The 17,675-nt window shown below is 56.9% G+C and carries 29 protein-coding genes; all 29 read left to right on the top strand.

Translation table 11 applies throughout. The annotated features are described in order from the left end of the window. Positions 1 to 77: 77 nt before the first annotated feature. Entirely contained in the window at positions 78 to 503 is a 426-nt protein-coding gene (gene rplP, locus Q7U71_02170) for a 50S ribosomal protein L16 (GenBank protein MDO9390560.1), read from the top strand. 1 nt (position 504) lies between these two features. Next, positions 505 to 732, top strand: a complete 228-nt coding sequence (gene rpmC / locus Q7U71_02165; protein ID MDO9390559.1) for a 50S ribosomal protein L29 — start codon at positions 505 to 507, stop codon at positions 730 to 732. Between the two features lie 23 nt (positions 733 to 755). Further along, on the top strand, positions 756 to 1,013 hold the full coding sequence (gene rpsQ / locus Q7U71_02160) for a 30S ribosomal protein S17 (GenBank protein ID MDO9390558.1): 258 nt from the start codon (positions 756 to 758) through the stop codon (positions 1,011 to 1,013). A gap of 58 nt (positions 1,014 to 1,071) precedes the next feature. After that, on the top strand, positions 1,072 to 1,440 hold the full coding sequence (gene rplN, locus Q7U71_02155; protein MDO9390557.1) for a 50S ribosomal protein L14: 369 nt from the start codon (positions 1,072 to 1,074) through the stop codon (positions 1,438 to 1,440). Positions 1,441 to 1,449: 9 nt separating this feature from the next. Continuing rightward, positions 1,450 to 1,767: a 50S ribosomal protein L24 gene (rplX, locus tag Q7U71_02150; GenBank protein ID MDO9390556.1), complete on the top strand. Its 318-nt coding sequence runs from the start codon at positions 1,450 to 1,452 to the stop codon at positions 1,765 to 1,767. A gap of 152 nt (positions 1,768 to 1,919) precedes the next feature. Beyond that, a complete protein-coding gene (gene rplE, locus Q7U71_02145) occupies positions 1,920 to 2,459 on the top strand; it encodes a 50S ribosomal protein L5 (GenBank protein MDO9390555.1) in 540 nt (179 codons plus the stop codon). A gap of 44 nt (positions 2,460 to 2,503) precedes the next feature. After that, positions 2,504 to 2,686: a type Z 30S ribosomal protein S14 gene (locus Q7U71_02140; GenBank protein MDO9390554.1), complete on the top strand. Its 183-nt coding sequence runs from the start codon at positions 2,504 to 2,506 to the stop codon at positions 2,684 to 2,686. 65 nt (positions 2,687 to 2,751) lie between these two features. Then, on the top strand, positions 2,752 to 3,150 hold the full coding sequence (gene rpsH, locus Q7U71_02135; GenBank protein MDO9390553.1) for a 30S ribosomal protein S8: 399 nt from the start codon (positions 2,752 to 2,754) through the stop codon (positions 3,148 to 3,150). 58 nt (positions 3,151 to 3,208) lie between these two features. Then, entirely contained in the window at positions 3,209 to 3,793 is a 585-nt protein-coding gene (rplF, locus tag Q7U71_02130) for a 50S ribosomal protein L6 (protein ID MDO9390552.1), read from the top strand. Between the two features lie 59 nt (positions 3,794 to 3,852). Continuing rightward, on the top strand, positions 3,853 to 4,206 hold the full coding sequence (rplR, locus tag Q7U71_02125; GenBank protein ID MDO9390551.1) for a 50S ribosomal protein L18: 354 nt from the start codon (positions 3,853 to 3,855) through the stop codon (positions 4,204 to 4,206). A gap of 24 nt (positions 4,207 to 4,230) precedes the next feature. Then, a complete protein-coding gene (gene rpsE, locus Q7U71_02120) occupies positions 4,231 to 4,815 on the top strand; it encodes a 30S ribosomal protein S5 (protein MDO9390550.1) in 585 nt (194 codons plus the stop codon). Positions 4,816 to 4,880: 65 nt separating this feature from the next. Continuing rightward, positions 4,881 to 5,087, top strand: coding sequence for a 50S ribosomal protein L30 (gene rpmD / locus Q7U71_02115; protein MDO9390549.1), 207 nt, complete (start codon positions 4,881 to 4,883; stop codon positions 5,085 to 5,087). Beyond that, on the top strand, positions 5,084 to 5,551 hold the full coding sequence (rplO, locus tag Q7U71_02110; protein MDO9390548.1) for a 50S ribosomal protein L15: 468 nt from the start codon (positions 5,084 to 5,086) through the stop codon (positions 5,549 to 5,551). Before rpmD ends, rplO begins: the two co-directional genes overlap by 4 nt. 146 nt (positions 5,552 to 5,697) lie before the next feature. Then, entirely contained in the window at positions 5,698 to 7,011 is a 1,314-nt protein-coding gene (secY, locus tag Q7U71_02105; protein ID MDO9390547.1) for a preprotein translocase subunit SecY, read from the top strand. A gap of 36 nt (positions 7,012 to 7,047) precedes the next feature. Next, positions 7,048 to 7,698, top strand: a complete 651-nt coding sequence (locus Q7U71_02100; protein ID MDO9390546.1) for an adenylate kinase — start codon at positions 7,048 to 7,050, stop codon at positions 7,696 to 7,698. Next, positions 7,695 to 8,444: a type I methionyl aminopeptidase gene (gene map, locus Q7U71_02095; GenBank protein MDO9390545.1), complete on the top strand. Its 750-nt coding sequence runs from the start codon at positions 7,695 to 7,697 to the stop codon at positions 8,442 to 8,444. The genes Q7U71_02100 and map overlap by 4 nt, the downstream gene beginning before the upstream one ends. A gap of 32 nt (positions 8,445 to 8,476) precedes the next feature. Continuing rightward, the gene (gene infA / locus Q7U71_02090) at positions 8,477 to 8,695 is read left to right on the top strand and encodes a translation initiation factor IF-1 (protein MDO9390544.1); all 219 of its coding nucleotides are present in this window, start codon (positions 8,477 to 8,479) and stop codon (positions 8,693 to 8,695) included. A 37-nt stretch (positions 8,696 to 8,732) separates the two neighbouring features. After that, the gene (gene rpmJ, locus Q7U71_02085; GenBank protein MDO9390543.1) at positions 8,733 to 8,846 is read left to right on the top strand and encodes a 50S ribosomal protein L36; all 114 of its coding nucleotides are present in this window, start codon (positions 8,733 to 8,735) and stop codon (positions 8,844 to 8,846) included. A gap of 52 nt (positions 8,847 to 8,898) precedes the next feature. After that, positions 8,899 to 9,282 carry a 30S ribosomal protein S13 gene (gene rpsM / locus Q7U71_02080; GenBank protein MDO9390542.1) on the top strand — a complete coding sequence of 128 codons (384 nt, stop codon included), beginning with the start codon at positions 8,899 to 8,901 and terminating at the stop codon, positions 9,280 to 9,282. Positions 9,283 to 9,388: 106 nt separating this feature from the next. Next, positions 9,389 to 9,778: a 30S ribosomal protein S11 gene (rpsK, locus tag Q7U71_02075; GenBank protein ID MDO9390541.1), complete on the top strand. Its 390-nt coding sequence runs from the start codon at positions 9,389 to 9,391 to the stop codon at positions 9,776 to 9,778. A 67-nt stretch (positions 9,779 to 9,845) separates the two neighbouring features. Then, complete coding sequence (rpsD, locus tag Q7U71_02070) at positions 9,846 to 10,475, top strand: 30S ribosomal protein S4 (protein ID MDO9390540.1); 630 nt, start codon at positions 9,846 to 9,848, stop codon at positions 10,473 to 10,475. 144 nt (positions 10,476 to 10,619) lie between these two features. Further along, the gene (locus Q7U71_02065; GenBank protein ID MDO9390539.1) at positions 10,620 to 11,609 is read left to right on the top strand and encodes a DNA-directed RNA polymerase subunit alpha; all 990 of its coding nucleotides are present in this window, start codon (positions 10,620 to 10,622) and stop codon (positions 11,607 to 11,609) included. Between the two features lie 101 nt (positions 11,610 to 11,710). Further along, positions 11,711 to 12,259 (top strand): 50S ribosomal protein L17, encoded by a 549-nt coding sequence (gene rplQ, locus Q7U71_02060; GenBank protein MDO9390538.1) that lies wholly within the window; start codon positions 11,711 to 11,713, stop codon positions 12,257 to 12,259. Positions 12,260 to 12,381: 122 nt separating this feature from the next. Further along, positions 12,382 to 13,497: a family 10 glycosylhydrolase gene (locus tag Q7U71_02055; protein MDO9390537.1), complete on the top strand. Its 1,116-nt coding sequence runs from the start codon at positions 12,382 to 12,384 to the stop codon at positions 13,495 to 13,497. A 48-nt stretch (positions 13,498 to 13,545) separates the two neighbouring features. Then, entirely contained in the window at positions 13,546 to 13,770 is a 225-nt protein-coding gene (locus Q7U71_02050) for a DUF4405 domain-containing protein (protein ID MDO9390536.1), read from the top strand. A gap of 105 nt (positions 13,771 to 13,875) precedes the next feature. Beyond that, positions 13,876 to 15,126: a GNAT family N-acetyltransferase gene (locus tag Q7U71_02045; protein ID MDO9390535.1), complete on the top strand. Its 1,251-nt coding sequence runs from the start codon at positions 13,876 to 13,878 to the stop codon at positions 15,124 to 15,126. 154 nt (positions 15,127 to 15,280) lie between these two features. Then, positions 15,281 to 16,339, top strand: coding sequence for a redox-regulated ATPase YchF (gene ychF / locus Q7U71_02040; protein ID MDO9390534.1), 1,059 nt, complete (start codon positions 15,281 to 15,283; stop codon positions 16,337 to 16,339). A gap of 98 nt (positions 16,340 to 16,437) precedes the next feature. Next, the gene (locus Q7U71_02035; GenBank protein MDO9390533.1) at positions 16,438 to 17,220 is read left to right on the top strand and encodes a nitrilase-related carbon-nitrogen hydrolase; all 783 of its coding nucleotides are present in this window, start codon (positions 16,438 to 16,440) and stop codon (positions 17,218 to 17,220) included. A gap of 29 nt (positions 17,221 to 17,249) precedes the next feature. After that, the coding region (locus Q7U71_02030) for an AIR synthase related protein (GenBank protein MDO9390532.1) at positions 17,250 to 17,675 on the top strand (426 nt) is incomplete at its 3' end.

The following is a 17,675-nucleotide window of genomic DNA, read 5'->3' as shown; positions in this document are numbered from 1 at the left end:
AAGGCCAATCCTTAATAAACCTGGAAAAATATTTCTACACCATCAAGTCTTTTTGATACTTTGGAGATAGCACACAAATGTTGATGCCAAAAAGGGTAAAACACCGTAAACAGCACCGGGGGCGCATGACCGGGACGGCCAGCCGGGGCCAGTTCGTGGAATTCGGAGATCAGGGGCTGATGGCCACCGAATCCGCCTGGATCACCGACCGCCAGATAGAATCCGCCCGGGTGGCCTTGACCCGCTTCACCAAAAAGGGCGGCCGGGTATGGATCAGGATATTCCCCGACCACCCGTCCACCAAAAAACCGGCCGAGACCCGGATGGGAAAGGGCAAGGGCGCCCCGGACCACTGGGTGGCGGTGATCAAGCCGGGCCGGGTGATGTTCGAGATCGGCGGCATTCCCCCGGAATCAGCCAAGAAGGCCCTGGGCCTGGCTTCCCACAAACTGCCCATTAAAACCAAGATCGTCGAGCGCGATCGCACCATAAAGGTAATATAACATGGCCAAGGTAAAAGAACTTCGCCAAATGACCCGGGCCGAGGTGGAGCAGAAGCTCAAGGATGAGGGGCAGAATCTCTTTCATCTGACCATCCGCCATTCCACCCAGGGGCTGCCCAAGCCCACCGAGCTCAAAAAATCACGCCGCCAGGTGGCCCGCCTCAAGACCGTGCTTCAGGAAGACAAGCTGGGCAAAGCCAAGCTGGCTTCGGGCGCCAAGACCGCATAATATCCAGCAATTTTAGGAGTTTTATGACCGAGAGAAATTTACGCAAGGAACGGACCGGCAAGGTCACCAGCAACAAGATGACCAAGACCATCGTGGTGGCGGTGGAGCGCAAGTTCAAGGACCCGTTTTACGGCAAGGTGGTAAAGCGGACCAGCAAACTGATGGCCCACGACGAGAAGAGCGAGGCCAAAGAGGGCGACACCGTCCGGATAGTGGAGACCAGGCCGCTCTCCAAGTGCAAGCGCTGGCGTTTGGACGGGGTCATCAGCAAAGCCAAGTAAGGTTCCCAGGGTCTTTAAAAGCAATCAATAAAATCAACAGGCAACAAGGTGGGTTGAAATGATACAGCAATACAGCAGACTGACCGTGGCCGACAATACCGGAGCCCGCAAATGCATGTGCATCCAGGTGATGGGCGGACACACCCGGCGCTACGGCAGCATCGGGGACATAATCAAGATCGCCATCAAGGACGTGCTCCCCGGCGGCAGCATCAAGAAGGGCGAAGTGGCCCGGGCGGTGGTGGTCCGCACCAGGAAGGAAGTTCGGCGCCGGGACGGCTCCTACATCCGGTTCGACGAGAATGCCGCGGTGATCATCGACGACAAGAACGAACCCAAGGGCACCCGCATCTTCGGTCCGGTGGGCCGCGAGCTCCGGGAGAAGCTGTTCCTGAAAATAGTATCTTTGGCCCCCGAGGTGATATAAGGAAATAATATGAAGATAAAGAAGAACGACACGGTAGTGGTGATAGCCGGAAAGGCCAAGGGCAAACGGGGCAAGGTGCTCAAACTCTTCCCCGAGAAGAGCCGGGCCATTGTGGAGGGCGTCCAGTTCATCAAGCGGCACACCAAACCCCGCAAGCAGGGACAGAAGGCCGGGATCCTGGAAAAGGAGGCCCCGGTGGCCGTCTCCAACCTGATGGTGGTCTGCGCCAAGTGCAACAAGGGGGTCCGGGTGGGCGCCCGGGTGCTGGCCGACGGAAAACGTTCCCGGGTCTGCAAGTCCTGCGGCGAGATGCTGGACAAAGTCTAATTATTTAGCCACAAAGCCACAAAGGCTCCAAACTATATTAATAAATTGGACATTAAATTTGTGTCTTGGTGACTTGGTGGCAGAGTAATTACATAATCGTAAACCCAAAATCAAAAACAAAACGCAAAAGTAAAATTTTGCTTGAGTGAGAAATGGCGCGTTTAAAAGAAAAATACCAAAAGGAAGTCAAGCCGGCCCTGATCAAGAAATTCGGCTACAAGAGCCCGATGCAGGCTCCGGCCCTTTCCAAGATCGTGGTCAACATGGGCCTGGGCGAGGGCATCCTGGATCCCAAGATAGTGGAGGCTGCGGCCAAGGACCTGGGGACCATCACCGGGCAGAAGCCCTCCATCCGCAAATCCAAGAAATCCATCGCCAACTTCAAGCTGCGGGCCGGCCTGGCCATCGGGGCTATGGTCACCCTGCGGGGCGACACCATGTACGAGTTCTTTGACCGGATGGTCAATGTGGCCATGCCCCGGATCCGCGATTTCAAGGGGATGCCGGCCAAATCCTTCGACGGCCGGGGGAACTACACCATGGGCATCAAGGAGCAGATCATCTTTCCCGAGATCAACTACGACAAGATATCCAAGATAGTGGGCATGGACATCACCTTTGTGACCACCGCCAAAAGCGACGAAGAGGGCAAGGAACTGCTGAGCCTGATGGGAATGCCTTTCCAGAAATAAGCATCAAGTCCAATATTTTTTAACAAAAAGGATATTCAAGTTCTATGGCCAGAAAGGCGATGATTCAAAAGGCTGAACGGCCGAAGTTCAAAGTCCGGCACCACAGCCGGTGCCGCCGCTGCGGAAGGTCACGGGCGTTCTACCGGGACTTCGGCATCTGCCGGATTTGCCTGCGGGAAATGACACTCAGGGGCGAGATCCCCGGAATGGTCAAGGCCAGCTGGTAGGGATCAAAATTGGTCCTTAAGCCGTTACCAAGATTTACAAGAGCATTTTTAGGAGATAATACAAGATGTCGATGACCGATCCCATTGCCGATATGCTGACCAGGATCCGCAATGCCGGGAAAGCCAAGATGAAGAGGACGGATATACCGGCCTCCAAAATGAAGCTGGCGATCACCAAGATCCTTTTGCGGGAGCGCCTGATCGCCAATTTCAAGTACATCGCCGACGGCAAGCAGAACGTGATCCGCGCTTACCTGCGCTACGATGATGAGGGAAAGCACCTGATCAAGGGCCTGGTGCGCCGCAGCACCCCGGGCTTAAGGGTCTACGCCCCCAAGGACAAGCTGCCCCGGGTCCGCAGCGGAATGGGGCTGGCCATCATCTCCACCTCCAAGGGCCTGATGACCGACCGGGAGGCCCGCAAGAACAAGCTGGGCGGCGAGGTGGTCTGCTACCTGTGGTAAGTAACCTACCTGGTTTCTTAATAAGTTTCATCTACATTGAGTTAAGGAGATATATAAAGTGTCGCGGATAGGCAGAAAGCCAATAGAGATCCCCCAGGGGGTAAAGACCGAGGTGTCCGGCCAGAAGGTAAAGGTGACCGGGCCCAAGGGAACCCTGGAGCTGGAGATCCATCCCAACATGAAGCTGGAGCTCAAGGACGGCGTCCTGACGGTGATCCGGCCCTCGGACGAGAAGTTCGACCGGTCCCTGCACGGACTGACCCGGGCCCTGGTGTTCAACGCGGTCACCGGGGTCAGCCTGGGTTTCACCAAGGTGCTCCAGATCTACGGCATCGGGTACAAGGCCATCAAGGACCCCAAGGGCCTGACCCTGAACCTGGGATTTTCCCACCCCATCAATCTGGAGGCCCCCAAGGGCATCGAGTTCGACATCACCGATGAGCCGGGCCTTAAGGTGCTGGACAAGACATACCAGAGCAGCCTGGTGGTCAAGGGCATAGACAAGCAGCTGGTGGGCGAAGTGGCCGCCACCATCAGACGGTTCCGCCGGCCGGAGCCGTACCAAGGCAAGGGCATCCGCTACCAGGGCGAGCACATCCGGCGCAAGGCCGGCAAGACCGCGGCCGGAGCAGCCGGGTCCTGATAAAGGTCAAATTAATCCCGGGAAATATTTTCATAAAAGCAAAAGTAGGTATTATACAAATGGCAGACAAGGCAAAAGAAATAAGAGACGCCCGCCTCAGGCGGCATGTACGGATCCGGCGCAAGGTTCAGGGCACGCCCGAACGGCCCCGGCTCTGCGTCTTCCGCAGCAACAAGTTCATTTATGCCCAGGTGATAGACGACACCAAGCATGCGGTGCTGGCGGCCTCCGGCAAGATGGAGGGCCTGGAAAAAGGCAAGCTGGCCCAGAGCAAGCAGGTGGGCAAAAAGATCGCCCAGCTGGCTTTGGCCAAGGGCATCAAGCAGGTGGTGTTCGACCGGGGCGGATATATTTATCACGGCAGGATCAAGGCGCTGGCCGAGTCGGCCAGAGAAGCCGGGTTGCAATTCTAAAAAATATTTGGGAGATTAAGACCAGTGGCAAGGATCAACTTGAATGGTTTGGGCGAGCTCAAGGAGCAGGTGGTCCATATCAACCGGGTGGCCAAGGTGGTAAAGGGCGGCAAGCGCTTCGGTTTTACCGCGTTGGTGACGGTGGGTGATGGAAACGGTCATGTGGGGATCGGCAAGGGAAAGGCCCGCGAAGTTTCCGAGGCCATCCGCAAGGCCAATGAGGACGCCAAGAAAAGCCTTAAGAAATATTCGGTGGTCGACGGCAAGATCCCCTACATGGTGATGGGCAAATACGGCGCCAGCGAAGTGGTCTTAAGGCCGGCCGCCACCGGAACCGGCGTGATCGCCGGCAACGTGGTGCGCTCGGTGCTGGAGGTCTGCGGCGTCACCGACATCCTGACCAAGAGCCTGGGCTCCAACAATCCCCACAACCTGCTGAAGGCCACCATAGACGGGCTGTCCCAGCTGCGCCAGCCGGCCGATATCATGGAAGAGCGCAACCGGGGCAAGGCCGGAGCCGTCCCAGCTGCGGCCCCCGAGGTCAAACCGCAGGCGGCCGAAGAGCCGAAACCGGAAGCCCCGGCAGCAGAAACACCGGCCGCAGTCTGATCGCGCGGCAGTCTTAAGCCAACAGTCTTTCATCATACCGCATACCGCCATAAAGGAAAATTAACGTGCCCAAAAAAATATTACGAATAACTCAGGTGCACTCCACCATCGACCGGACCGAAGTCCAGTACCGGACCATCAAGGCTTTGGGTATCCGCAAGCTTTATCACACGGTGGAGAAGACCGACACTCCGCAGATCCGGGGGATGGTAAAAAAGGTGGAGCATTTGCTAAAAGTTGAGGAGATTCAAGAAGGAGGCAGCCGCAAATGAAACTGGATCAGATCAAGCCCAACAAGGGCGCAGTCAAAAAAGCCAAGCGTAGAGGCTGCGGCACCGGGTCGGGCCACGGCGGCACTTCCACCAAGGGCCACAAGGGCCAGAAATCACGGGCCGGTTCCGGGGCCAGGGTCCCCTCCTGGTTCGAGGGCGGCCAGATGCCGTTGCAGCGCCGCCTGCCCAAGCGCGGCTTCACGGCTTTCGACAAGAAGACATTCCAGGTGGTCAACCTGACGGCGCTGGAGACCCAGGAAAAAGAGGTCACCCCCGAATCCATGTTCACCCTGGGCCTGGTCCGGAAGAAGAACCAGCCGGTCAAGATCCTGGGCAAGGGAGAACTCAAGAAAGCGCTGACGGTAAAAGCCCACGCCTTTTCGGCCTCGGCCCAGAAGTCCATCGAAGCCGCCGGGGGAAAGATCGAAGTGCTGAAAGTGCTCAGCAGCCACCGGACCGAATAAAAGACTTGACCATTCAGCCACAAAGGCACTAAGACACAAAAATAACTATTCACAATATTTGCGATTCACGATTTGGTTTGGTGCCTTGGTGTCTTGGTGGCGCTGAATAGTTACAAAAAGACTTAATTTAAATTTGGATGCTGACGATGTGGGAGAAAATCCAGAATATATTCCGGATCCCTGAACTGAGGCGGAGGATACTCTTTACCTTGGGAATCCTGGTGGTCTACCGGATCGGGGGGCATCTGCCCACAGCCGGGATCGACACCCAGGCCCTGGCCGAGTTCTTCCGGGCCCAGCGGGGCACCCTGTTCTCGATGTACGACCTGTTCGTGGGCGGCAACCTCTCCCGGGCCACCATCTTTGCCCTGGGGATCATGCCCTACATTTCGGCCTCCATCATCATGCAGCTTTTGGGCGCGGTGATCCCGTTCCTGGAAAAACTGCAGAAGGAAGGCGAGCAGGGCCGCAAGAAGATCACCCAGTACACCCGCTACGCCACCGTGGTGCTGGCCCTGTTCCAGTCATACGGCATTGCCATTTTCCTGGAATCCCTGGCCCCCAACGGCCTGGCGGTGGTGCCCAACCCCGGCTTCGGGTTCCGGATCCTGACCATGATCACCATGACCGCCGGCACCATCTTCGTGATGTGGCTGGGGGAAAAGATAACCGAGTTCGGCATAGGCAACGGCATCTCCATGATCATCTTCGTGGGCTGTCTGGACAGCATTCCCGGCGACCTGATCAGCACCTACACTTCGTTCCGGGGCGGCGAGCTTAACATCCTGGTGCTGGCCTTCATCGCCCTGCTGATGGTGGGGGTCACCGCCATCGTGGTGCTGATGACCCAGGGTTCCCGCAAGATCCCGGTGCAGTACGCCAAGAGGATAGTGGGCCGCAAGGTCTACGGCGGGCAGAGCACCTACATCCCGCTGGGCTTCAACACCGCCGGGGTCATCCCGATCATCTTCGCCCAGAGCGTGCTGGCCTTTCCCATGACCATCGTCACCTACATCAAGGCCGACTGGGCCCAGGGCCTGGCCGGACTGTTCGCCACCGGCTCCTGGCTCTACAATCTGCTCTACGCCTTTCTGATCATCGCCTTCGCTTATTTTTACACCGCCATCGTCATCAATCCGGCCGACCTGGCCGACAACATGAAGAAGTACGGCGGCTTCATTCCCGGGATCAGGCCCGGCTCCAAGACCGCGGAATACATCGAGCGGATCCTGACCCACATCACCCTGCCCGGCGCGGTGTTCTACGCGGCCATCGCCATCCTGCCCACCTTCCTGATGAGCGCCTTTCACATTCCGTTCTACTTCGGCGGCACCACCCTGCTGATCATCGTGGGCGTGGCCCTGGACACCCTGCAGCAGGTGGAATCCCATTTGCTGATGCGCCATTACGAGGGCTTCATCAAAAAGGGGAAGATCTCGGGCCGGGCCGGACGGATGTAATCACTTGAATAACCCGGCGAAAGTTGTGATGCTAATATGAGACTGGTCCTTTTAGGCGCCCCCGGTTCCGGCAAGGGAACCCAGGCCAAGCAGATCTGCCAGAAATTCGGCCTGCCCCACATTTCCACCGGCGACATCCTACGGCAGGCGGTCAAGGACGGAACCCCGCTGGGCCTGAAAGCCAAGGGGTTCATGGACCGGGGAGAACTGGTTCCCGACCACCTGATCCTGGACCTGATCAAAGAGCGCTTCAAGTCTCTGGATGCCCAACAGGGATTTTTGCTGGACGGTTTTCCCCGGACGGTGGCCCAGGCCCAGGGCTTGGAAGACTCTCTGACACAGCAAAACCTGAAGATCGATATAGCTTGTTCTTTAGATGTGGAGCGGGAGGAGCTGATAAAACGGCTGACCTCCAGAAGGATCTGCTCCGGCTGCGGGGCCATCTATAACCTGCTGTTCCAGTCCCCCGTAAAAGAAGGGATCTGCGACAAGTGCGGAGGCAAACTGGAGCAAAGGGTGGACGACCAGCGACAGACCGCGGAGAACCGGCTGGAAGTGTATCTTAAGCAGACCCAGCCGCTGCTGGAGTACTACAACTCCCGCAAACTGCTCAAGCAAATAGACGGCAATGCCGAGCCCGGCAAAGTATTTCAGGATGTCATCGCCGCGCTGCAGGAATATAAATGATCGCCATCCGGGAGGCTTGGGAGATCGACCGGATCAGGGCGGCCGGACAGGTGATCGCCGGTCTGTGGAAGGTCCTGGCCCCCAGGATCAGACCGGGGACAGCCACTTCCGAACTGGACAAACTGGCCTATGACTTCATAATCGACAATCAGGCGGAGCCGGCCTTCAAAGGCTACCGGGGCTATCCCGCCACCCTCTGCATTTCCATCAACCACGAAGTGGTGCACGGCATACCGAGGCCGGAACGGATCCTGCGGGAGGGCGACCTGGTGGGAATAGACGTGGGAACCTCAAAGAACGGGTACATCGCCGATGCCGCCCGCAGTTATTACGTCGGCGGGGCCCCTTCCCCGGAGATCCTAAAACTATTGGCCACCACCAAGCAGGCCCTGGAACTGGGCATCCAAAGCGCCCGTCCCGGATCCAAGGTCAGCGACATCTCCCGGGCCGTTCAGCAGGCGGCGGAGTCCGCCGGTTTTTCCGTGGTGCGCGACCTGTGCGGCCACGGGGTGGGCCAGAAACTGCACGAAGAGCCGGAGATACCGAATTACGTCAAATCCGGTTCCAGCCCGGCGCTGGCAGAGGGAATGGTGCTGGCCATAGAGCCGATGATCAACGCCGGGGGCCACCAGGTAAAGTTCCTGTCCGACGGCTGGACAGTGGTCACCGCCGATTCCAGCCTCTCCGCCCATTTCGAGGACACGGTGGTGGTCACCGCCGGCCAACCGCTGATAGTAACCCGGTAATATAAACTCCAACAATTAAGATCCGATAAAAAATGGCCAAACAAGAGGGGATACAGGTCGAAGGAACCGTGCTGGAAAACCTTCCCAATGCCACCTTCCGGGTGGAGCTTCCCAACGGCCATAAGATCCTGGCCCATATCTCGGGCAAGATGCGGATGCACTTCATCAAGATCCTGCCCGGAGACAAGGTGACCCTGGAACTGTCTCCCTACGACCTGACCCGGGGCCGGATCATATACCGCTTCAAATAAAAATCCCAGATAATAAAAAACTTAAGGATATATTCCCATGAAAGTCAAGGCATCGGTCAAGGTGATCTGCGAGCACTGCAAGCTGATCAAGCGCAAGGGCGTGCTGCGGGTGGTCTGCAAGAACCCCCGCCACAAACAGCGCCAGGGTTAAACCCGTTCCCAAGCCAATCAATTACACAGTTATTTTTAAGAGAGGATAAAAAGTGGCCAGAATCGCTGGTGTGGATTTACCCCGGGAGAAAAGGGTGGAGATAGGCCTGACCTATATCTTCGGCCTGGGCCGGAGTTCGGCCAAAAAGATACTGATGTTGGCCAAGGTGGACCCCAACAAACGGGTCAAGGACCTAAGCGACGACGAAGTGGGCCGCCTGCGCAGCATCATCGAACAGGAGTTCAAGGTGGAGGGCAACAAGCGGACCGAGGTCAGCCTGGCCATCAAGCGTTTGGTGGAGATCGGCAGCTACCGGGGGGTCAGGCACCGCAAGGGCCTGCCGGTGCGGGGCCAGCGCACCAAGACCAACGCCCGCACCCGCAAGGGACCGCGCAAGGGCGCCATCGTCAAGAAAAAAGCCCCCGGCAAGAAGTAGCCCAAACCCCGGTTGCCGCATTAAAGCGGACCGGTCAAAAGAAATGCTCCCGGTCCCCGCAATAGGGGCCGGCCAGAGATAAAAGATTTTACCGAAAAGAGGGAAAATGGCGGAAGAGAAAAAGCAGGTCAAGAAAAAAGAAAAGAAGATCGAATCTTCAGGCATCGCCCACATCCAGGCCACCTTCAACAACACCATCGTCACCATCACCGACAAGAGCGGCAACGTCATCTCCTGGGCCTCGTCGGGGAAGGCCGGATTCAAGGGCTCGCGCAAATCAACCCCCTTCGCCGCCCAGATGGCGGCCGAGAACTGCGCCAAGACCGCGGTCTCGCTGGGGATGCAGCGGGTGGAGGCCTGGGTCAAGGGCCCGGGCGGCGGACGGGAATCCGCCATCAGGTCGCTCCAGTCCTCGGGCCTGGCCGTGACCGTGATCCGCGACGTGACCCCGGTGCCCCACAACGGCTGCCGGGCCCCCAAGAAGCGCCGGGTCTAAACCAGGGCCAATGCCAAACGGGAACAGACATTCGGAAAGTAATTTTTTAGGAGGTTTTTAAATATAAATGGCAAGATATACTGCTGCCAGGTGTAAGTTGTGCCGCCGCGAGGGAGCCAAGTTGTTCCTAAAGGGCGAAAGATGCAACACCAAGAACTGCGCCTTTGACAAGAGGCCCTATGCCCCGGGCGAGCACGGCAAGGACCGGATGCGCAAGCCCACCGGTTACGCCATCCACCTGAGGGAAAAACAGAAGGTCCGCCGGATCTACGGCATCCTGGAACGCCAGTTCCGCAACTATTTCGAGAAGGCCTCCAGCATGAAGGGGGTCACCGGCGAGAACCTGCTGTCACTGCTGGAACGCCGGCTGGACAACATCGTCTTCCGGATGGGGCTGGCCCCATCCCGCTCGGCCGCCCGCCAGCTGGTCAATCACGGGCATTTTCTGGTCAACGACAAGGTCGTCAATATTCCATCCATCCTGCTGCGCCCCGGCGACACCATCGAGGTCAAAACCAAGAGCAAGGACAATGTGATCATTGCCGGCGCCCTGGAAGCGACCAAAGGGCGGACCCCCGTGCCCTGGCTGGAGCTCAACAAGGAGAAACTCTCGGGCAAGCTGGTCAACATCCCCACCAGGGACAGCATCGGGATGCAGATCAACGAACAGCTGATCGTGGAGTTGTACTCCAAGTAATGCCGAAAGGATCCTATTTAAAAAGCCGTTATTAACATAATACAGCTTTCTTTGACAAGGCTTTAAAAGGGTCCTCATTCGGGAAGCCTCGCTCGGTTCAAGCGGTTTGGGCCGGGTTCAATTTCAAAACTTTTGGAGGCAATTATGAGATGGAATACCCTGCAGATGCCCAAGAGCATCGTGATAGACGAAGCAACTTACGGACCCAATTACGGTAAATTCATTGCCGAGCCCTTGGAACGGGGTTACGGCCTGACCTTAGGCAACGCCCTGCGCCGGGTGCTGCTGTCATCCATCCCCGGGGCGGCCATCATGGCGGTCAAGATCGAGGGCGTGCTCCACGAGTTCTCCACCATCCCGGGCGTGGTGGAAGACGTCACCGAGATAATCCTGAACATCAAGAAAATTAAGCTCCGCCTGCATTCCGAACATCCCAAGGTCCTGTATCTCAAGGCTTCGGGCAAGGGCGAGGTCAAGGCCTCCCAGATTGAATCCGACGCCGAGGTGGAGATCCTGAACCCCGAACAGCACATCGCCACCCTTTCCGAGGACGGGGTGTTCAAGCTGGAACTGACCGTGGATCACGGCCGGGGCTATGTGCCGGCCGAGGTCTTCCGCAAATCATTCAACACCATCGGGCTGATCCCGGTGGACGCCATCTTCTCGCCGGTCTCCCGGGTCAACTTTTTGGTGGAGAACTGCCGGGTGGGCGAGCGCACCGACTATGACCGCCTGATCCTGGAGGTCCACACCAACGGCTCGGTGAAGCCCGATGTGGCGGTATCCCAGGCCGCCAAGCTGCTGCGCGACCACCTGACCCTGTTCCGCTCCTTCGGTGAAGACGGCGAAGAGGGCAAGGTCGAGGGCCTGGACGACGACATGGTGAAGATGCGGGACATGCTGATGAAGCCGGTGGAGGAGCTGGAGCTCTCGGTGCGCTCGGCCAACTGTCTGCGGGCCAACAATATCTTCACCCTGGGCGATCTGGTGCAGAAGACCGAAAGCGAAATGCTTAAATACCGGAACTTCGGCCGCAAGTCGCTGGCCGAGCTCTCGGTGATCTTAAAGAACATGAGCCTGACCTTCGGGATGAAGGTGGACCAGTATACCGACGCCAAGAAGAAGAAGGCCTGATAAACTACGGACGGACAGGCATCGGACATTATCGACATTAGTAGACATTGGTTTCTCTGGTTAAAGATAGAACTAAAATTTTTGAGATAGGGTAAACATACATGCGACACCGCAAAGACACCTTAAAACTGAGCCGCAGCCATTCCCACCGCCGGGCCCTGATGTCCAATCTGGTGACATCGCTGTTCAAATACGAAAAGATACAGACCACCTTCCCCAAGGCCCAGGCCTCCAAGCGGGTGGCCGAGCACCTGATCTCCGTCTCCAAGCAGAACGACCTGGCCGCCATCCGCCAGGTGGGCCGGGTGGTCAAGGACAAGGATGTCCTAAAGAAGCTGTTCCAGGTGATCATGCCCCGGATGAAGGACAAGAACTCCGGCTTCATTACCGTCACCAAGCTATGGCTGCGCAAGGGCGATGCCGCCCTGCTGTGCCTGATGGAGCTCTACGGCGCCCCGGCCAAGGCCAAGCTGGTTGAAGGCGAGAAGAAGGAAAAGGAAAAGAAGATCCACAAGCCGGCCAAGAAACAGCCTGGCAAGAAGGTCAAGACAGAAGGCAAGCCCAAAGAGGAAAAGAAACCCGCCTCCGCCAAGACTTCTGTGGACAAGGTAGAGAAGAAAACAGAGAAAAAGGCCGAAGTAAAGAAGTAGTTTTTTTAAGTTGATTTAAAGAGCGCAAGGTTTAGAAATAAGCCTTGCGCTATTTTTGTTTTTTGTGTATTATTAATAGCGATATCGTTCACGGTCTCGTAAATATAAAACAGAGCTTATTCATGCGTACTCCAATAAAAAACATAATAATTTTAGCTCTAGTTCTGACACTCCTCCCTGCCCTGGTACAGGCCCAGGTCAAAGGCATGTGGGTGGTGCGCTACTCCCTGACCAGCCCGGCCAGCGTCAAGAAGATCGTCCGCTCGGCCCGGCAGGCCGGCATCACCGATCTGTTCGTCCAGTTCTTCGCCAAGGGCGAGGCCTACTACAATTCCCAAAACCTGCCCACCGCCGCCTGCGTCTCCAAGGACTTCGACCCCCTTGCCCTGATGCTGAAGGAATGCAAGGCCAGCGGCATCAAGATGCACGCCTGGATCAACGTCTACTTCATCTGGTCCTCCGAGGCGGACCCCAAGGACCGGAGGCATGTCTATTACAAGGGCAAGGGGTGGTTCGCCGCCGATTCAGAGGGACGTTCGTTAAAGGATTACAGTCAGAAAGAACTGGACCGGAAAGGCCTGGAAGGGGTCTATCTTTCAGCGGCCAGCCCCGAGGTCAAGGAGTATCTTCGGGAGCTGGTGAGGGAGATCCTCTTCAAATACGATGTGGACGGCATCCACCTGGACTATGTGCGCTACGGCAACCTTAACTATTCCTACGACCTCTCCAGCCGCAACGCCTTTTACAGCCAGTATAAGGTTGACCCCATGGCCTTCTTCACCGGGGATCCCGGCCTAAAGCCCTACTGGGATACCTGGTACCAGTGGCGGATGTACAACATCTCGGACCTGGTCTCCCAGCTGAAGATGGACATCGTCAAGTTCAACCCCTGGGTCAAGCTCTCGGCTGCGGTCAAGCCCGACCCCGACGAGGCCCGGGCCGGTTTTGGCCAGGACTGGCCCAACTGGTTGCTGAACCGCTGGGTGGACTTTGTGGTGCTGATGGATTACTCCAAAGACACTCCCACCGTCCTGCGGCTGGCCCAGAAATCGGTGCGCTACAAGGGGGCGGGACAGGTCTACGTGGGGCTGGGGGCCTGGCGCGACAGCATGGAGGGCATCATGGAGAAGACCAGGGAACTGCGGCGGGCGGGCATCAACGACATCGTGCTGTTCTCCTACGACGGCCTGGCCCAGCGGGGGATAAGCTTTGAGGAGCTTAAGGACAGGGGCTTCTGATAGCAAACGGTAAACTGTGAATCGTGAATTGTAAAGGGGAATAGTTTTATGAACAAGCAGAAAACACTTAAATGGCTGAACCTGGCGCTGTTTGCGCTGTTTGCCGTCCAGGCGGTGACCGGGGCGCTGGCCTTTACCGGATTGCTGGAGAACGCCGAGGCCGCCGGGGAGGTGCATGAGTATGCCGGGCTGGCCATGGTCCTTGTTGTCCTGGCGCATCTGTGGCTCAACTGGGGCTGGGTGAAACTAAACTTCCTTAAGAAACGGGGTTAAATAGCCACAGAAAGCACATAAATCACATAGGGTTTAAATAAATTAGTTTTGTGTATTTTGTGCCTTTTGTGGTTAAAATAAAAAACTGTGTACACAGGGAGCTGTATGAGCCAGATACGACGCCTGTTTGAAGAGGATCTTGACCGCTATGTCAACATCGTGGCCGAGGCCTATCCCGGGTTCAAGATCGTCACGCCCGAGGACAAGCAAAAACTCAAGGAACGTTTGGTAAAACACCAGGAGGATGATCCCGGAGTCAGTTTCTGGGGGCTTTTCCGCGACGAGAAAATGCTGGGCGGGATGCGGCTGCACGACCTGAACCTGCAAATGTATGAGACCCAGATCAAGGCCGGCGGGGTGGGCATGGTGGCGGTGGACCTGCTCCACAAAAAGGAAAAGATCTGCCGGGAGATGATCGCCTACTTTCTGGAACACTACCGCCAGAAGGGTTACAATCTGGCCACGCTGTATCCCTTCCGCCCGGACTTTTACAAGAAGATGGGATTTGGCTACGGCACCCGGGCCTTTCAGTTCAGGACCAGGCCCGATCAGCTGCCCAAGGGAAGCACCAAGAGCCATGTCAAACGGCTGGAAACCGGCGATCTCAAGGAATATCTGGCCTGCGCCCGGCAGTTCGGCCGGGAGCATCACGGGATGATGGAGAAGACCCAGGCCGAGGCCGAGGGCCTGCTGAAAAGCCCGGATTCCAAGGTTTACGGCTATAAGAAGGCCGACCAGGTATTGGGGTATCTGACCTTTTCCTTTAAACCGGCCGACGCCAATTTCCTGCAGACCGAGATGGTGGTGCGGGAATTAGTTTATCAGGATCCGGAGGTCCTCATGGAACTGATGACCTTCCTGCACAGCCAGGCCGACCAGATAAAGCAGGTGGTCTTCATCACCCAGGATGAGCACCTGAACTGGCTGTTCGGGGACATCCGTGACGGCTCGGAGAACCTGATCCCGCCGCTGTTCCAGCAGACCGCCAACGCCGGTTACGGGATGATGTACCGGTCGCTCAATACCAGAAGGCTGCTGGAAGAGATGAAAGGACATAGTTTCGGGGAACAAAACTGCAAACTGAAACTTAACATCGCCGACAGTTTCCTGCCGGCCAATGCCGGGGCGCTGGTGGCCCAGGTGGAGTTCGGCTCCCTGACCATATCAGACGAGCAGGAATACGACGCGGAGGTCTGGCTGGACGTCCCTGAATTCTCTTCCCTGCTGATGGGGGCGGTGGATTACAAAACACTTCACCGTCTGGGCCTGTCCCGGATCTCCGATCCGGCCTATTTGAACACGGTGGACCGGATATTTAGGGCCCAAAACAAGCCCATCTGCTATACCTATTTTTAACCGTAAACCCGGTGCTAAAAGGCCCCGTCAAATAGTTTGACAGGGCCTTGTTTTATGCTTGAATGCAGGGTTGGATTGTGATAAAATAAAATTTCGGAATGAGTGAAATCCGGCTTAAATCCTTGACATTCATAATACAAACAAAGGAACTATTTTGCAACTAGGAATCATCGGCCTGCCCCAGTCGGGCAAGACAACGATCTTCAACGCCCTGACCAAATCCTGCATCAAAGAGGGTGAATACTCCACCGGCTGCGATGTCCACATGGGAGTGGTCAAGGTGCCGGACCCCCGGCTGGACAAGCTGACTGCCATGTTCAACCCCAAGAAGAAGGTCCCGGCCACCATCACCTATGTGGACATCGGCGGCATGGCCAAGGGGGTCTCCGATTCCGGGGGCCTGGGCACCGAGTTCCTGACCCAGATGCACAAGGTGGACGCCATGATCCTGGTGCTGCGCGGCTTCGCCGACGCCTCCGGCGCCCCATCCCCGGTGGATGATTACCAGACCATTGCCACCGAGCTGCTGCTGTCCGACCTGTCCATGGTGGAGCGGCGGATCGAGCGGGTCAAAATAGACATTAAAAAGGTAAAACGGCCGGAGCTGGACAAGGAACTGGCGATCCTGGATAAATGCCGGGTCCACCTGGAGGCCGAAAAGCCGCTTCACATGCTGGACCTTTTCCCGGAAGAATCCAAGGCCCTCCGCAGTTTCCAGCTTCTGACCGAGAAGCCGCTGCTGCCGGTGCTGAACTACGGGGAAGGGGTGGATTTTGTTGCTTTGCAGAGCGCCTTGTCCTCGGCCAGCAGCCAGGAAGCCACCGCCCTGTGCGGGGCCATCGAGATGGACATCGCCCAGATGTCGGACGAGGAGGCCAAAGAATTTCTGGCCGAAATGAAGATCGCCGAGCCGGCCTTGAACAAGATGATCCGCACCTCGTACCGGCTGCTGGGCCAGATCTCCTTTTTCACCGTGGGCGAGGACGAGTGCCGGGCCTGGACCATTCCCTTAAACACCAAGGCCCCCCAGGCGGCCGGGACCATCCACTCCGACCTGGAACGGGGGTTCATCCGGGCCGAGACGGTCTCCTACGACCACCTGACCGAGGTAGGCACCTACGCCGCCGCCCGGGAAAAGGGCTATGTTAGACAGGAGGGCAAGGAGTACATAGTCAAGGACGGGGACGTGATCAACATCAAGTTCAATGTCTGATCCTTCGATAGGCCAGGCACGGCGCCAACCACTTCGACAAGGCTTCGGCTTACTCAGCCGGGCCGCTCAGTGCAGCGCTCAGGATGACATGTAAAACCATGAAGACAGGCTTCGTTCAATTCAACCCGGCTTTCGGCCAGGTAACTAAAAATCTAAGCACCATACACCGGCTGGTCTCCTCAGTCAAGGCCGACCTGCTGGTGCTGCCGGAGCTGTGCCTGTCCGGTTACAATTTCGTTTCCAAGGACGAGGTCCGGCAGTTATCGGAAACTTCCGAAGGGCCTTCCATCAAAGCCTTGAAACTGCTGTCAAAGAAAACGGGGACCATTCTGGTGGCGGGATTCGCCGAGCAGGCCGGGAACAAGATATTTAACTCGTCCATCCTGATCCGTCCTTCGGGCAAGACCGACATCTACCGCAAGACCCATCTTTTCTGGAACGAGAAAAAGTGGTTCGCCCCGGGCGATACCGGTTTCAAGGTCTTCCGGGCCGGACAAGTGAAGATCGGGATGATGATCTGCTACGACTGGTTCTTCCCCGAGGCTGCCCGCAGTCTGGCTCTTAATGGCGCCCAGATCATCTGCCATCCGGCCAACCTGGTACTGCCTTATTGCCCAAGATCCATGCCGGTGAGGGCGCTGGAGAACAAGGTCTTCACCATCACCGCCAACCGGACGGGCCGGGAAAAGCGGGGCCGGCATGACCTGAACTTCATAGGACAGAGCATAATGGCCGGCCCTGATCAAAGCATTTTGGCCAAGGCTCCCGTGAAAAACGAGGCCGTGAGGGTGGTTGACATCGACCCCAAAGTAGCAGATAATAAGAGGGTGACGCCGCTAAACCACCTGTTCCTCGATAGATGCCCGGAATATTATGTTTGAAAAGTTAGAAATGTTGAAATCATCGCTCTGTGGCAAAAAAGATATCTGACATAGGCGAGTTCGGCCTGATAGACCGGATAAAAAAGACCGCAGGCATGGTCCCCAGGAACAGCCGGGTCCTATTGGGTATAGGTGATGATGCCGCTCTTTTAAAACTGTCCCCGGGCAAAATATGCGCCGTCACCACCGACACCATGGTGGAAGGGGTTCACTTTGACCTGAGCTACACTTCCTTCTTTGACCTGGGATACAGGACCATGGCGGCCAACCTTTCCGACATTGCGGCCATGGGGGGGAACCCTATGATGGCGTTGGTCACCTTGGCGCTTCCTGCAAAAACCAGCGTCAAGCAAATAGACCAACTATATGCCGGAATGCAAGCGCTGGCAAAAAAACCCGGGGTCGTCATCGCCGGGGGCGACATCGTCAAAAGCCGGGAGCTTTCGATCACGCTG

The sequence above is a fragment of the bacterium genome, assembly GCA_030655055.1.
Lineage (GTDB): Bacteria > Edwardsbacteria > AC1 > AC1 > EtOH8 > UBA5202.
This window is presented reverse-complemented; position numbering and strand designations above follow the sequence as displayed.